Annotated in this window: 12 protein-coding genes; 7 read left to right on the top strand and 5 right to left on the bottom strand. The window is 69.2% G+C overall.

The genetic code is table 11. The features are described 5' to 3' along the window. The first annotated feature begins 78 nt into the window (after positions 1-78). From PV679_RS32585 to PV679_RS32565, 5 genes are all read left to right on the top strand, one after another. Positions 79-1176, top strand: coding sequence for an enolase C-terminal domain-like protein (locus PV679_RS32585; RefSeq protein ID WP_319684454.1), 1098 nt, complete (start codon positions 79-81; stop codon positions 1174-1176). A 99-nt stretch (positions 1177-1275) separates the two neighbouring features. Continuing rightward, entirely contained in the window at positions 1276-2664 is a 1389-nt protein-coding gene (locus PV679_RS32580) for an ABC transporter substrate-binding protein (RefSeq protein WP_319684452.1), read from the top strand. Then, a complete protein-coding gene (locus tag PV679_RS32575; protein ID WP_319684450.1) occupies positions 2661-3593 on the top strand; it encodes a sugar ABC transporter permease in 933 nt (310 codons plus the stop codon). The genes PV679_RS32580 and PV679_RS32575 overlap by 4 nt, the downstream gene beginning before the upstream one ends. Next, positions 3590-4504, top strand: a complete 915-nt coding sequence (locus PV679_RS32570) for a carbohydrate ABC transporter permease (protein ID WP_319684448.1) — start codon at positions 3590-3592, stop codon at positions 4502-4504. The genes PV679_RS32575 and PV679_RS32570 overlap by 4 nt, the downstream gene beginning before the upstream one ends. Positions 4505-4608: 104 nt before the next feature. After that, positions 4609-5559, top strand: coding sequence for an alpha/beta hydrolase (locus PV679_RS32565; protein WP_319684446.1), 951 nt, complete (start codon positions 4609-4611; stop codon positions 5557-5559). Between the two features lie 87 nt (positions 5560-5646). Here the strand turns inward: PV679_RS32565 and PV679_RS32560 are convergent, their stop codons facing one another. Continuing rightward, positions 5647-6618 (bottom strand): aldo/keto reductase, encoded by a 972-nt coding sequence (locus PV679_RS32560; protein ID WP_319684444.1) that lies wholly within the window; start codon positions 6616-6618, stop codon positions 5647-5649. Then, positions 6615-7364, bottom strand: coding sequence for a helix-turn-helix domain-containing protein (locus PV679_RS32555; RefSeq protein ID WP_319684442.1), 750 nt, complete (start codon positions 7362-7364; stop codon positions 6615-6617). The genes PV679_RS32560 and PV679_RS32555 overlap by 4 nt, the downstream gene beginning before the upstream one ends. 251 nt (positions 7365-7615) lie before the next feature. On the opposite strand from PV679_RS32555, the gene PV679_RS32550 reads away from it, so the two are divergent. After that, positions 7616-8461 (top strand): oxidoreductase, encoded by an 846-nt coding sequence (locus tag PV679_RS32550; protein ID WP_319684441.1) that lies wholly within the window; start codon positions 7616-7618, stop codon positions 8459-8461. A gap of 4 nt (positions 8462-8465) precedes the next feature. Continuing rightward, positions 8466-9137, top strand: coding sequence for a TetR/AcrR family transcriptional regulator (locus PV679_RS32545; protein WP_319684440.1), 672 nt, complete (start codon positions 8466-8468; stop codon positions 9135-9137). Positions 9138-9232: 95 nt separating this feature from the next. Here PV679_RS32545 and PV679_RS32540 read toward each other — a convergent pair whose 3' ends face one another. The 3 genes from PV679_RS32540 to PV679_RS32530 form a co-directional block, all read right to left on the bottom strand. Beyond that, positions 9233-11302, bottom strand: a complete 2070-nt coding sequence (locus PV679_RS32540) for a glycosyl hydrolase family 28-related protein (protein WP_319684438.1) — start codon at positions 11300-11302, stop codon at positions 9233-9235. A 374-nt stretch (positions 11303-11676) separates the two neighbouring features. Beyond that, a complete protein-coding gene (locus tag PV679_RS32535) occupies positions 11677-12114 on the bottom strand; it encodes a TIGR03618 family F420-dependent PPOX class oxidoreductase (RefSeq protein WP_319684437.1) in 438 nt (145 codons plus the stop codon). 70 nt (positions 12115-12184) lie between these two features. After that, entirely contained in the window at positions 12185-14935 is a 2751-nt protein-coding gene (locus tag PV679_RS32530; RefSeq protein WP_319684435.1) for an ATP-binding protein, read from the bottom strand. Positions 14936-15056 lie beyond the last annotated feature (121 nt).

The raw sequence follows: 15056 nt of genomic DNA, 5'->3' as shown, positions 1-15056 counted from the left end.
TCGACATGGGTGATCTTCATTCTGGCTTTCGTTTCTGTGGGGGCGGGCCGGCCCGCCCCCACAGAAACGAAAGCCAGAATGAAGATCACCCATGTCGAAGTACACCGGATCGATGTTCCGGCGGCCAGTCCGCCCTTCCGCTGGCGGGACGGACTGAGCGGAAGCGCTCCGGTGGGCGACGGCGCGGTCCTGCGCATCGGCACCGACGAGGGAGCCGAGGGAGTGGCTCTGTTCGCCAGGCCGGGAGCCTTCACCACTCTGCGGGACCTGGTGGAGCGGGTCTTCCGTGACGAACTGGTCGGGGCCGACCCGTTCCAGCGGGAATGGCTGTGGCACCGGGTGTGGGAGCTGGACCGTATCCACGAACTCCCGCTCCCGACCCTGGGCCTCATCGACACCGCGCTGTGGGACCTGGCCGGCCGGTACCACGGCCAGCCGGTCTGGCGGCTGCTCGGCGGTTTCCGCGAGGCGATTCCCGCCTACGCCTCCACCTCGACGTTCTCCAGCATCGCGGAGTTCCTCGATGTGGCGGACCAGTGCCTGGAACTGGGCTACCGCGGTATCAAGCTGCACGCCTGGGGCGACGCGCGCCGTGACGCCGAGCTGTGTCTGGCGCTGCGGGAACACGTCGGTCCTTCGGTCCCGCTCATGTACGACGGGTCGGCCGGCTTCGACCTGCCCGACGCGATCCGGCTGGGCCGGGCGCTGTCGGAGGCGGACTACCTCTGGTACGAGGAGCCGATGCGCGAGTTCAGCATCTCGGCGTATCAGAAGCTGGCCACGGCCGTGGACATACCACTGCTGGTGGCCGAGACCTCCGACGGAGCACATATGAACTCCGCGGACTTCATCAGGGCCGGCGCCGCCACCTTCGGTGTACGGGCCGGCACCACCCTCCGGGGCGGAATCACCGGCGCCATGCGCACCGCACATCTCGCCGACGCCTACCGGCTGCGTGCCGAGGTGCACGGTTCGGACATCCCGAACCACCACCTGTGCATGGCCATCTCCAACACCACCTATTACGAGTCCCTGGTGACCGCGACGAAGGTCGTCCGCGAGCGCCATGTGGACGCTCAGGGTCTGGTGCACGCCCCCACGGGGCCGGGCATTGCCCTCCCGCTCGACTTCGGCTACGGCAACGCCCTCCAGCCCTTCGTCGAGCAGCCGCGCTGACCGGGCGGTGGCCGGTCGGCAGTAGTCCGCCCGCCACCGCACCCGGCGCCCCCATCCGGCGCGTTACCTGTCCCACGCGAGAACAAGAAAGGCAAGACAATGAGGTCTTCCGGATCTCCGAGAGCCGGCCGACGCCGTACCGTGCTGCGCACCGCCGCGGCCGCGCTCTCCCTGGCCACAGCGGCCGTGCTGGCCGGCTGTGCCAGTGCCGACACCGCGACCGGGCCATCCGCCTCCTCGGCGCCGGCGTTCAAGCCGGTCGCGCAGAAGGACGGCTCACAGATCACGGTGTGGGCCGACTCGACCCGGCTGCCGTCGGTGCAGGCGTACCAGAAGTCGCACCCGGACGTGAAGATGAAGATCGTCACGTACGACGGCGGCGCCGACGGCTCCACATATCTCCAGTCGAAGGTGCAGCTCTTCGACCGGACCGGCAGCGGCTGGCCGGACGTGGTGTTCGGCTCGCCCACCGATGTGACCTGGGCGTCCGAGCCCACCAAGCCCGGCGGACAGCCGTTCGCCGCGCCTCTGGACGACAAGCTCGTACCGAGCGCCACGCTGGACGGATTCGCCAAGGGCTCTCTGGCGCCCTGCCAGTTCAACGACCACACCTACTGCCTGCGCAATGACATCGCGCAGGTGGTCCTCTGGTACAACAAGGCGCTCATGGACAAGTGGGGATACCCGGTCCCCACCACCTGGGAGCAGTACGAGGCGCTGGGCAAGCGGGTGGCGAAGGAGCACCCCGGCTACCTGGTCGGCTCCGTCGGCGACACCAACTCCCACGAGTCGTATTTCTGGTCCGGCCAGTGCCCGGCGTTCAGCCTGGTGAAGCCGAACACTCTGCGCAGCGACCTGAAGGACGAGAAGTGCGTCCGCATGGCCACGCTGCTGGACGGGCTGATCTCCGCCAAGGCCGTCACCACCAAGGGCTTCTTCAGCCAGGGCTTCGCCAAGGACAGCGGCGACAAGGTCCTGATGGCGTACGGACCGTCCTGGTACGGCCAGTATCTGTTCAAGGCGGCCTTCAAGGCACCGGCCAAGCAGATCGCCGTGGCGCCTCCGCTGACCTGGCCCGGTGAGACCACGGCCACCACCGGCAATGTCGGCGGCGGCGTGTGGATGGTGTCCTCGCACAGCGCCAATCTGAAGGCGTCCTCGGATCTGGTCACCTGGCTGACCACCTCCGACGAGAACCAGGCGTCCGCGCCCACCTATCCGGCCTACACCAAGGCCGCGGAGGCGTGGCTGGCGAACCCGGCCAACAGCGACTACTTCGCCAACGACGTGAGCGAGCCCTTCCAGCAGGCCGCCGACGAGGTGTGGACCGGCTGGTCGAACACCAAGTTCTCGGACGCCACGGCCTGGTCCAGCGTCGTACTGCCGGCCCTGACCTCGGGCAAGAGCCTGGTCTCCACACTGCCGACCTGGCAGCGGGAGATCAGTAACCAGGCACAGGCCGAGGGATACCAGGTGGTCGGCGAATGACCCTGCTGGAGACCGAGCGCGTCGCCGTCTCCACCCTCCGCCGCGGCACTGTGCCGCGGCGGAGGGGCCCCGGCCCCGCGGGCTACCTCTTCGTCGCCGGCTACGCGCTGCTGCTGCTCGCGTTCGGTGTCTTCCCGACCGCCTACTCGTTCTATCTGGCGCTTACCAACGACCGGGGCCAGTTCACCGGGTTCAACCAGTTCCTGAAGGTCGCCCAGGACTACCGTTTCGTCCCGGCCTTCACCCACATGCTGGTCTACCTCGTCATGTGGCTGGTCGTCCTGGTCGTCCTGGTGGTGCTGGTCGCGGTGGTCCTGCGCAGCCGGGTGCGGCCGGGCACCTCGGCGCTCTTCCGCTTCCTGTACTACATCCCCGGCGCCCTCGCCGGGGTCGCGAGCATCCTGGTCTGGCTGTTCATGCTGGACCCGGACGTCAGCCCGGTGTCCTGGCTGCTCAACAGCATGGGCATGCACAGCTTCGCGGCCGTGCTCGCGCCCGGCAATCTGCCGCTGATCCTGATGCTGATCGCCTTCTGGACCGGCGCCGGCGGCTGGATGGTCGTGATGTACGGCGCGCTGAACAACATCCCGGACGAGGTGCTGGAGGCCGCCCGGATGGACGGCGCGGGGCCCTGGCGCACCGCCTGGCACATCCAGATCCCGATGATCCGGCAGTGGATCGTGTACATGGCGATCATGGCCTTCGCCACCGGCACCCAGCTCTTCGTCGAGCCCCAGCTACTCCAGACGGCCAGCCTCGGCCGGGTGAGCCCGACCTGGTCACCCAATCAGCTCGCCTATGTCTACGCATTCCAGCAGGGCGACTTCAACGGCGCCGCCGCCATCTCCGTCTTTCTGCTGGCGCTGGGACTCGTGGCCGCCGGTCTGCTGGTCGCCCGATCGAACCTGTTCAAGTTGGACGAGAAATGACACAATCCGCTCTCCCGTCAACAGCCGCAGGCCGGCGCGTCCGGCCCTCCCGGGCCGTGTCCTTCCTGGTCGTGGGCGTTCTACTGGCCGCGCTGCTGGTGTTCTTCGTACTGCCGGTGATCTGGCTGCTGCTCGCACCGTCGAAGACCGCCGGCCAAGTGGTGCACGACAACCCGCTGTCCTTCGGCTCGTTCCAGCAGATCGGCACCGCCTGGCGGCATCTGTTCGATTTCCAGGACGGCGCCATGGCCACCTGGCTGCGCAACTCCGCCGTCTACTCGGGCGGATCGCTCGTACTGACGCTGGCCGTCAGTGTGCCGGCCGGCTACGCGCTGGCCCTGACGAAGTTCCGCGGCCGCAAGACCCTGCTGACGGTCACCCTGGTCACGATGATCATGCCGCAGGCCACTCTGGTACTGCCGGTCTTCCTGGAGCTGAACCGTTTTCATCTGATCGGCACCGTCTGGTCCGTGATCCTGCCCTTCTCCTTCTATCCGTTCGGTGTGTACCTGGTCTACATCTACTTCGGCAGCAGCCTGCCCAGGGACCTTCTGGCGGCCGCGCGGATCGACGGCTGCACGGAGTGGCAGCTCTTCTCCCGTATCGCGCTGCCGCTGGCGAAGCCTGTGGTCGGGCTGGTCGCGTTCTTCAGCTTCGTCGGCAACTGGAACAATTTCTTCCTGCCCTATCTCGTCCTGCCGAGCAGCGAGCAGTTCCCCGTCCAGGTGGGTCTGAACCAACTGCTGACCTCCACTCCGGCGTTCAACCCGGTGGCCGGTGCCGGTCTGAACATCACCATCCCGGAGCTGTCCCTGGCGATTCTCGTCGCCATCCTGCCCGTTCTGGTGCTCTTCTTGTTCTCTCAGCGCACGCTGGTGTCCGGGATGCTCGCCGGAGCGACCAAGGAATGACCGCCTTACCAGCGGACCTGCCGACGCCGGGCCCGGTACGGCCGCCGGCTGCCGCCGGGCCCGGTACGGCGCCGCTTCCTCGCCCGACGACTTCTGGAGCACTCGTGGAATCCGAGCCCGGCCACATCACCTGGCCACCGCCCGAACTCGCCGTACCGCCGGTACAACTGCCACCGACCGCTCCCGCCACCGGCGCCGACGGCGTACGCCGGTACGACGGCCTGAGCTACGCCACCAACTCCGGTTACCGGGCGCGGCTGCTCGATCTGTCCGTTCCCGCCACGACCGGATCCGCTCCGGTGGTGGTGTGGATCCACGGCGGCGCCTGGATGGAGGGCGACCGGCGCCATCCTCCGCCGACCGTGAGCGCGGACCTGCTGTTCGGCTCTCTGCTCCGGGCCGGACTGGCCGTCGCCACCATCGACTACCGCCATGCCCGCGAAGCGCCGTTCCCCGCTCAGTTGCACGACGTCAAGGCCGCCATCCGCTATCTGCGCCACTACGCCGAACGGCTCGGCATCGACGGGACACGGATCGGCGTGTGGGGCGAGTCGGCCGGCGGTCACCTGGCCGCGCTGGCCGGACTGACCGGCGCGGACCATGCCGCGCTCGAAGCGCTCGAAGGGCTCGAAGGGCTCGAAGGGACGGAGGGAGTCACGGAGGGCGACACGACGGTCGCGGCGGTCGTGGACTGGTACGGGATCTCCGATCTGCGGCCGCTGCTGCCGGACAGGCCCGGCCCCGACGATCCCTTCACGACCTTGCTGGGCGGCGACCCGGCCGACCGGCCGCGCCTCGCGGCAGCGGCCAGTCCTGTCAGCTACGCGCGCTCCTGCGCGCCGCCCTTCCTCCTGATCCACGGAAGCCGGGACACACTCGTCCCGTTCGAGCACAGCGAGCGACTGGCCGGACTCCTGCGGGCCGCCAGCAACCAGGTGGAGCTCGTCGCCGTACCGGGCGCCGAACACATCTTCCTCAACGCCGACGTCGGGCCGCTCGTGGCCCGGAGCGTCGCCTTTCTCGCCCATCACCTGCGCCGTCCCGAGACCGGCTGAGCCACGACCCGCGCGATTTCAGGCTCATGAAGAGGGCCGTGGCCATGGAGCGGCCGGCCGGCGCCTCGACGCCGGGCGGGCACGCCGTCAGCGGTTGAGCGGTGTCATGTCCTCGTAGCGGTCGCCCGACGGCGCGGCGATCGAGCTCAGCCGGTCGATCTGCTCGGAGGTCAGCCGTACGCTGTCGGCTCCGGCGTTCTCCTCCAGCCGGGACACACGCTTGGTGCCGGGAATCGGTGCGATGTCGTCGCCTCGGGAGAGCAGCCAGGCGAGCGCGACCTGTGCCGGCGTCGCACCGGCGTCCCGTGCCACGTCCTCCACCTCGTCGACGATGCGCAGGTTCTGCTCGAAGTTTCCTTCGGTGAAGCGCGGGTTGGTCCTGCGGAAGTCGCCGTCGGCCAGCTCCTCGGTGCTGCGGATGCGCCCGGTCAGAAAGCCCCGGCCCAGCGGGGAGTAAGGGACGAAACCGATGCCGAGTTCCCGCAGCGTCGGCAGCACCTCCGCCTCGGGGTCCCGGGTCCACAGCGAGTACTCCGACTGGAGCGCGGTGACAGGACGCACCGCGTGTGCGCGGCGGATGGTCTCCGGACTGGCCTCGGACAGGCCGATGTGCCGGATCTTGCCTTCCGTCACCAGGTCGCCGAGCGCTCCCATCGTCTCCTCGATGGGCGTACCGGGATCGACCCGGTGCTGGTAGTAGAGATCGATGTGGTCGGTGCCGAGCCTGCGGAGCGATCCTTCGAGCGCGAGCCGGATGTTCTCCGGCGAACTGTCGAACCGCTGGGCGTCTCCGTCCGGGTGGGAGATGAAGCCGAACTTCGTGGCCAGCACCACCTGGTCACGACGGCCGGCTATGGCCCGGCCCACCAACTCCTCATTGGTGTACGGGCCGTAGACCTCCGCGGTGTCCAGAAGGGTCACGCCGAGGTCGAGCGCCCGGTGGATGGTTCGGATCGATTCCGTCATGTCGGTTCCGGCGCCGGTGTAGTACGCCGACATTCCCATGCAGCCGAGCCCGATGCGGGAGACATCGAGACCGGCGAGCGAGACGTGTTTCATGAGCGTTGTTGTCCTTGGCGATCGGTGAGCCGTGCGCCGCCACCGCGCTTCCGCGGACGGGTCGACGCGGTGTCTATGCGACGGCCGCTGATACGGGCAGGAAAGATCGACAGCCACAGCGGGCGGTCACCGCCTGCCCAGGGTTCGGTGTACGCCTGCTGGTCCAGGCCGCGGGCCGCCGCGTCTCCGGTGACGGCACGCGCGGTGCCGACGACATTGACGCTCCAGCCCTTGCTCATCGCGTCGTCGATATGGTCGACCTCGAAGGCGACTTCCTTGTCCGCCGCCGCGGCCGCCGCGGTGCCGGGCGCCGTTCGGTAGGTGACGGCGCCGTCGACGACGACGTAATTGACAGGAATGACGGCGGGTCCCTCGCGCGTGGCCACCGCCACCCGGCCGACGCCATGAGTCGACAGCAGTGCCCGGCATTCTTCCGCGCTGAGTGTGATCAGCTCGGGATGGCGGGCGGCCCGGCCGACCCCGGAGGGCAGATCCGTGCCCGCTCCCGTCAATTCACCGACGGTGGTCTCCAGTGCCTGGGCCAGCCTCAGCAGAAAGCCGGTTCCCGGTGCGGCCTGCTGCTCCTCGACGTACTGGATGTACTCGGGCGCCGACCCGGCGCGTTCGGCCGTCTCCTCACGCGTGAGACCCAGTTGCTCACGGCGTGCCACGACCCGTCTGCCCAGGTCACTCCGGGTCGGGCTGGGCGTCCGGTCGCGTGCGTGATGCTGCGTGTGATCCGGCATGGTGGGCAAACACTTCCTTCGGGCCGCGTCGCCGCCTCCTGCGATCTCTCCAGCTTCTCGCACCGCGTGCCTCGTCGCATGTCAGCGGCGCGTCAACCGTCCGGCGCGCCTCTCCCGGCCGTCGGTCCGGCACCGTCCGCTCCAAGTGGCACGCGGACCGGACGCGGATAAACTGGTCGTACAGTTCGGATGTTGTCAGCACAGTCGGCACAGTCGACACAGTCAGGTCCTGTCCGGCCGAGGAGGTCATCATGAGTGTCTGGTTCATCACTGGGGCGTCGCGCGGTTTCGGGCTGGAGCTCGCGCGACAGGCGCTGGCGGCCGGCCATCAGGTCGTCGCGACGGCACGCGACGCCGCGTCCATCAAGGATCAGCTTCCCGAAGGCGGCGACGCTCTGCTCGCCGTGGATCTCGATGTGACGGACGAGGCGCAGGCCGGGCAGGCCGTCCGGGCCGCGGTCGATGCCTTCGGCCGTATCGACGTCGTCGTCAACAACGCCGGCCGTGGGCTGCTGTCCGCCGTCGAGGAGGCGAGCGACAAGGCCGCGCGCTCGGTGTACGACGTCAATGTCTTCGGCACGCTCAATGTCCAGCGTGCGGTCCTGCCCGTACTGCGCGCTCAGCGCTCGGGACATCTCATCAACATCAGCTCGGTCGGAGGGCTCGTCGGCTCGCCGGGATGGGGCCTCTACAACTCGACGAAGTTCGCCGTCGAGGGCTTCACCGAGGCTCTCAGCAAGGAAGTGGCTCCTCTCGGTGTACATGTCACTCTGGTCGAGCCCGGCTATTTCCGGACGGACTTCCTCGACGGCACGAGCCTGCACACCGAGGGATCGGTGATCCACGACTACGACACGACCTCCGGCGCGATGCGACGCACCGCCACACAGCGCAACCACGAGCAGCCGGGCGACCCGGTGAAGGCCGTCGCCGCGATTCTGCGGATCGCCGAGGAGGAGCGGCCTCCGCTGCGCCTGCTCCTCGGCTCCGACGCGGTGACGAACGTGGAGGCCAAGGTGGACCAGTTGCGAGGCGACATCGACACCTGGCGCGAACTCTCCCTGTCCACCGATCACGACGACGTCCGGGCGGGCTGACCAGATGGTTCTCCGGGAAGGCCCGGTCACGGCGGGCGGCCCGGTCACAGCGGGCGGCCCGGTCACAGCGGGCGGAGCGCGCGGCATCCTCGCCCATCCCCGGTCGCCGCGCAGTCTGCGCGCGCACGACGCCGCGATAATCGCCACCAGGGGACTGCTGGACGAGGGCGGTCTGCCCGCGGTGACGGTGGACGCCATCGCCGAGCGCTCCGGAGTGAGCAAGGCGACCATCTACAAGCACTGGCCGTCGAAGACCGCGGTCGCCGCCGAGGCCTTCGGCACCCAGATGGCCGACGCGATCCCGCTTCCGGACACCGGATCCGCGCGAGGCGATCTCGCCGAACAGGTGAGGCGGGTCAGCGCTTTCTACGCCAGCCGGGCCGGCACGGTGTTCTCGCAACTGCTCGCCGCCTGTGTCGCCGACGCCGAAGCCGGCCCGTACTTCCGGCAGTTCTTCCTCTCGGGGCGCCGGGACGCCATTCGCACCCTGTGGGAACGGGCCCTCGACCGGGGCGAGGTGGACCCTTCCGTCGATGTCGAGACCGCCATCGACGTGCTCTTCGGCCCGCTCATCTTCCGGCTCGTCTCCGGACACCAGCCGCTGACCGAGGACAGGGCCGACGCGATCGCCGGCGCGGCTCTCGGCGGGCTCCTGCTGAGGCCGTCCTCCGGCTGACACACGCCGTCGGCCGTACGGTGTACGGCCCGGCCGGCCGCCCGGGACTGCCCCGGACGGCCGGCCAGTACTTCACCGTACGGCCTGGCGGTGCCTCACCACGTGGAGGGCGCGGGCGGTGCGACCACCGGCGGACGGTCGTCGCAGGTGATGGTGTTCGGCAGCTCCCACGGCGCCAGCCAGGGCCCGGTGGTGCCGCCTCCGTCGTTGCCGCCGAGATCCGTCAGCGAGAACTCCGAGCCGGCGGGTGTGAAGTTGAACGAACCGCAGTTGTTGACACCGACCGCGCCGACATTGCGCGCGTCGACATTCTCGAAGGACGCGGACCCCGCCACCCGAGCGCTGACCACCGAGGTGCCCGTGCCGTCGACCTTGATGTCCTTGAAGTGGACATTGGTGATCGAGTACAGGTCCTTCACCGGGAAGTCACTGACCAGCATGACCGCGTTGTAGGTGCTGTCGAGGAAGGTGTCGCCGACGACCTGGATGTCCGCGTCGATGTTCTTCTCCAGCGCGTAGAACCAGATGGCTCCCAGGCCGATGTTCCAGTTCAGCTCGTACGTACCGGCCCGGACCGTGGTGTTGTCGGTGATCCAGAGGTGTCCCTTGAACGCCTCGGCGCCGAAGCGGGAGCCGACCTGGATGGCGCTGCCCTCCCGGATCGGGTCGGCGATGAGATTGTCCGAGACGGTGTTGTCGGTGCCGCCGTAGACGGCGATGCCATTCGCGAGGACCGGCGTCTGCACGGTGTTGTGGTCGAAGGTGTTGTTGGCGTTCCCGGTCTTCTCGGACCACATCGCGAGGCCGTCGTCACCCGAGTTGCGGATGAAGTTGTTCGACACGACCGAGTTGGTGACGCCGGTGTGGAAGTTGAGGCCGTCGGCGATCTGATCGGTGATGACGTTGTTGGTGATCCGCAGGTTCGTCATCGGACCGTCGAACCACATGCCCACCTTGGTGTGGTGGATGTAGAGGCCGTCGATGGTCGAGTCGCTCATCGCTCCGCCGACGCCGTTCACCTGGTCGGTGTCGATGCGCTCACGGACGTCGCCCTCGATCGCGAAGCCGGAGAGATGGACATTGGTACTGCCGCCGGCCGACGCGTCCTTGCCGTAGAAACCGACGCCGGTGTGCACCGAACCGTCGGCCGCGGGCGTGCTGAGCGCTGTCTCACGGCCCTTGATGATGGTGTACCAGCTACCGGCGCCCTCGATGGTCACATCGTCGACGATGATGTGGCGGTTCACCTGGTAGGTGCCGGGCGGGACATACACCTTGAGGTGCGTGCGCTTGGCGAAGGCGATCGCCTTGTCGAACGCGTCGGCGGAGTCGCGCCGGCCGAGCGGGTCGGCTCCGAACGCCAGCACATTCGCCGCGACGAGCCGGATGTGCGGCGCGCCGACGAGCTCCGAGTCCAGCAGATCGACAACCGTCTCCGTGGCGCCTCTGCCCGCCGGAACCGTCAGCCGCACCGTGTCGCCCGCGCGGTACTTCCGGCCGAGCAACAGGCGCTGCTCGTCGTAGAAGTGGTTCGGACGGAACGGCTTGGTGATCGTCGGCGCCGGTGTGGTGGCGCTGGGCACGCAGGAGCACTCGGTGATCCACCAGTCCGGTTGCAGCAGACCGGCGTTGGGGTCGTTCGAGAACGGATACTGGTTGTAGAGCCACGCGTACTTCGAAGTGAGCGTCATGGTGGTCCGGTTCTTGCCGTTCACCGTGACATCGAGCGGGGCGGTGATGCCGCCGCCGTTGGGCGCGTCCGGGATGCTGTACCGCACGGTGATCGCGTCGGCCGCGCTCGGCAGGACGAACTCGACGTACTTGCCCGGCGTCAGTTTGACCGCCTTACGGCCGGACGCCTCCGCGGGCAGTGTGTAGGCCGTACGGTCCGGACCGATGACCGTGCCGTTCGTCGTGGCGTTCTCCGCCTCCTGCTCGGCGAAGCCGAGATCCGCGCCCCGGCCCGCGACGAGCGACGGATCGAGAGCGGCGCGGGTCACCACCGGGGCCGGAGCGGCGTCCACGCGTTTGTCGGCGAGAGCGGTGCCGGCGGCCGGCACGCTCAGGCCGACGGTGGCCGCGGCCAGCGCCGCGACCACCGTCACCACTCTTCGCCTCGGTCCCCCGGACCGTCTCGCGGCGACTCCTCTGATGCTCCGTGACATCGAATGCTCGTTTCTCTCGGGAGGGTGAACACCCAGACGTCGAGGCGGAGCGGACGCCATGAGGTGAGGTGACATTAGGACCCCAACACCTCATTCCACAAGGCTCCTACAAGGTATTTTCGTGTGGTTGCCGCCTTGCTGCGGTCATTCGTTGGATTCTTGCGCCGAGTGTCCCGAGTCGTTGCGGAGTCTCGCCGTCGGCGTTCGTCGGTGACACGACATCAGTCAAGGCCCCGCCGATCTTGACCGGCTCATGACAATCCTTGTCCGGCTCTCTGCGCCGGGCCCGCGAAGACCGAGCGAGCAAGAGCCGGGCCCTGCCTGACACAGAGCACCGTCCGCCCGCAGGCCAGGCCGGAAGTGTCCGACAGGGCCTAATTGCTGTACACCCGCCGGGGCCGTACGAGAACGACGGTGCGGCGCTGCTCGGTCATCACGCGGTCGTACTCCTCCCAGTCCTCGTGTTCGCCGCCCGCCGCCACGAACACCGCGCGGCGCAGCAGTCGTAGCCGTTCGTCGTCCAGCCAGGGCTGCGGATCGTCCGGGCCGGCGAGCTGGGCATCGCCCTCGACCGTCGCCCAGCGCCAGCCGCTGCGGAATGTCGCCGTCGTCTGCGGCCTGACCCGGAGGTTGGCCAGCTTCACCCTGCCGTAGGTGACGAAGGCGAGTACGGGCTCGCGCGTCGACGGATGGGCCAGTACGCCGGCGTTGACGAGCGAGGACTGGATGGTGGCGTCGGCCCGGAGTGTCGAGACCACCGCCAGCCCGCTTTCGTCCTGCCCGAGCGCGGCCGCGTCTTCCAGTGTCGTCATCGCTCTCCTCATCCGCGTGGTCGGTGCCTTTCAGGGACCGGAGGTCCCGTGCACGCTCGTTCCGCAGCACTCAGTCGGCGTTTCTGAGCCGGTCCGGCAACTGCGCCCGGGAGCTTATCCCCAGTTTCGGGAAGATCCGGTACAGATGCGCGCCGATGGTCCGCGGCGACAAATAGAGCTGTTCGCCGATCTCGCGGTTGGACATGCCTTCCGCCGCCAGGCGTGCGATCTGCGACTCCTGCGGGCTGAGCCGGTCCCAGGCGCCCGGGCTGCGGCGTTCGCTGCTCTCGCCGGAGGCGCGCAGTTCCTTGCGTGCGCGCTCACCCCACGGGAGGACACCGAGCGCGTCGAAGGACTCGCGGGCGAACCGGAGTGGCGTGCGCGCTTCCGTCGTCCGGCGCTGGCGCCGCAGCCAGATCCCGTACGCCAGCATCAGCCGCGCCCGCGCCAGTGGCCAGTGCGTCATGTCGAGGTCCAGGGCCGCCCGGTAGAGGGCCTCCGCGTGTTCGTCGTCGGCGAGCAGGGCGCGGGCGTAGCTCAGATTCACCTGGATCAACTGCGCATCGCTTCCGGAGACGTCCTTCTCCAGCTTTCTCAGCTCGGCGAGAGCGGCCTCGCGATGCTCGCCGCGTACCGCCGCCTCGGCGAGATCACCGATCGCCGCCGTCCGCAGGAACGGATGATAGGCGGGATCGGCCGGAGCGAACACGCGCCACAGGCAGTCGTACGCCTCGGCCGGATTGCCCGCGGCGAGGCTGGTGAGGCCTCTGGCGATCTGGATGGAGGCCAGATTCGAGTGATGGGCCGTGGTCAGGGCCGCGCCTTCCGCCTCTCCGGCCAGAGTCCGGGCGGTGTCCAGATCGCCGCGCAACGCCGCGAACTGGGCCTTGGCCGTCTTCGCGCCCGTGAGCCAGCGCGGCTGCTGATTCTCCGTAGCGAGCTGCGCCGCCTCCTCCACCGCCGGCATGCCCACCGCCCAGTCCACGGTGTGGACCATGGTGAACGCGAGTGACACAAGTGTCTGCGCCAGGAGGCCGAGTCTGCCCTGGGCCCGGAATTCGGCAGCGGCACGGTTGAGGAATCCGGCGGCCCGGTCGAAGGCGCCGATCAGCGTGGCCGCCGTGCCGAGCGTGGCGGCCGCGGCGGCGTCATAGCCGTCCTCACGCGCCAGCCGGTCCAGGCGCTCCCGTACCTCCGTCCCGCGCTCCAGCGGAGTGGCGGCGGCCAGGGCATACAGCAGGTCAGGGTCCAGGTCGGAGACCGGAAGCGCTTCCACGGCCGCCACTATCCGTTCCCGTATCTCCCGGCCGGGATCGGTCCACCAGCAGCGTTGGGCCGCTCCCTTGAGCAGGCGCAGGGCCAGCGCCGGCTCGCCCGCCGAAGCCGCTCGCTCGGCGGTCGTGAGAATCAGATGCAGCCGGGGCTCGCCCACCGACACATCCACTTCCAGCGTTTCGCGCAGCAGCAGCCTCCGGGCCCGCTGGAGTGTGCCGAGCTCCAGCGGTTCGGCCTGCCGCAGCAGACCGAACGCCTGCTCTGTGTGGCCGAGTTCAAAGGCGAGTTCCGCCGCGTCGAGGAGTCGTGCGCCACGGCCGGAAGTCCGCTCGCTCAGCTTCGCGGCGCGTTCCAGCGCCGTCACCGCCACCGTGATCGCGCCGCGGCCCCGTGCCCGCGCGGCCACCTCGTCCAGGCGTCGGGCCACCGCCTCGTCGCGGCGACCGGTGGCCGCCGCCCGGTGCCACGCCTGTCTGTCGGGCTGACCGTCGAGCACCTGAGTCAGGGCGTCGTGCGCCGCGAGCCGGTCCGCGAGCGGCGCGGCCTGGAGGACGGCGGAGCGGACCAGAGGATGGCGAAAGCTCATACGGAGCTCGTCGGCGTCGAGGAGCCGGGCCGCCACGGCGGGCCCCAGGGCCTGCTCCGAGACCTTGGTACCGGTGAGCACCGAGGTGGCCGCCAGTACTTCGGCGGACGCGCCTTCCTCGTCGGCGGCGGCGACGAGGAGCAGCCGGCGGGTGTCGGACGGCAGATCGTGGACCCGGGAGGCGAAGGCCTCCTCCAGACGCGCGGTGAGCGGCACGGGCGTCGAGGTCAGGAAGTCCGCGACGGGCCGGTCGTCGCTCAGCGCGACGGGAAGTTCGATCAGCGCCAGCGGGTTGCCCGCGGCCGCTTCCAGCACGCGCCGGCGCGCCGCCGCCGACAGCGCGGGCGCCCGGTCCCGCAGGAGCGCCTCGGCCGCCGCCGGATCGAGCGAGCGCAGTCGCAGCTCCGGAATCCCGCAGCCGTCCAGCGAACGGCCCTGGCCGTCGCGCAGGCCGATCAGCAGCCCGATCGGTTCGGCGCCCAGTCTGCGGGCGATGAAACCCAGGACGTCCAGCGTCGGCATGTCGAGCCACTGCGCGTCGTCCACCACGAGGAGCAGACGCCCGCGCGTCGATGCCTCGTCCAGCAGATTGAGTGTGGCGAGGGCGATGATGAAGAACTGCGGCACTGGCGCGTCGGCGAAGGCGCCGGCCATGCCGAAGGCTCCGAGCAGCGCGTCCGACTGCGCTGCCGGAAGCCCCTTCACTCCGTCGAGCAGCGTCCGCACCAACTGGTGCAGACCCGCGAACGGAAGCTGTGCCTCCGACTGAACACCGGCCGCCGTCAGCACCGTCACGCCGGCGTCCGCGGCATCCGAGGCGGCGCGCGCGAGCAGCGCCGACTTCCCGATTCCGGGCTCCCCGCGGAGCAGCAGCGCGGTGCCGCGCTCCGGCAGCAGTTCGATCAAGGCGTTGACGACGCCGATCTCATGATCCCGCCCGAAAAGCACGCTTCCTGCCACTCGGCCTTCCTTCCTGCGCCGGAATGAGTGGCCGGGGCCCCTGGTCAGCGGCCAGACACCACGGCCGAGCGGTATGTCCGATCGTACCGCCGCAGAAGTGGAAGCCTTTCCTCCGATCCGC

Source organism: Streptomyces sp. AK02-01A (assembly GCF_033795305.1).
Lineage (GTDB): Bacteria > Actinomycetota > Actinomycetes > Streptomycetales > Streptomycetaceae > Streptomyces.
This window is presented reverse-complemented; position numbering and strand designations above follow the sequence as displayed.

Bases quoted from the DNA above. Each gene is read 5' to 3' on its own strand.
- PV679_RS32550 (WP_319684441.1), top strand. From the start codon at position 7,616: ATGAGTGTCTGGTTCATCACTGGGGCGTCGCGCGGTTTCGGGCTGGAG.
- PV679_RS32545 (WP_319684440.1), top strand. From the start codon at position 8,466: ATGGTTCTCCGGGAAGGCCCGGTCACGGCGGGCGGCCCGGTCACAGCG.
- PV679_RS32540 (WP_319684438.1), bottom strand. From the start codon at position 11,302: ATGTCACGGAGCATCAGAGGAGTCGCCGCGAGACGGTCCGGGGGACCG.
- PV679_RS32555 (WP_319684442.1), bottom strand. From the start codon at position 7,364: ATGCCGGATCACACGCAGCATCACGCACGCGACCGGACGCCCAGCCCG.
- PV679_RS32575 (WP_319684450.1), top strand. From the start codon at position 2,661: ATGACCCTGCTGGAGACCGAGCGCGTCGCCGTCTCCACCCTCCGCCGC.
- PV679_RS32535 (WP_319684437.1), bottom strand. From the start codon at position 12,114: ATGACGACACTGGAAGACGCGGCCGCGCTCGGGCAGGACGAAAGCGGG.
- PV679_RS32560 (WP_319684444.1), bottom strand. From the start codon at position 6,618: ATGAAACACGTCTCGCTCGCCGGTCTCGATGTCTCCCGCATCGGGCTC.
- PV679_RS32580 (WP_319684452.1), top strand. From the start codon at position 1,276: ATGAGGTCTTCCGGATCTCCGAGAGCCGGCCGACGCCGTACCGTGCTG.
- PV679_RS32570 (WP_319684448.1), top strand. From the start codon at position 3,590: ATGACACAATCCGCTCTCCCGTCAACAGCCGCAGGCCGGCGCGTCCGG.
- PV679_RS32585 (WP_319684454.1), top strand. From the start codon at position 79: ATGAAGATCACCCATGTCGAAGTACACCGGATCGATGTTCCGGCGGCC.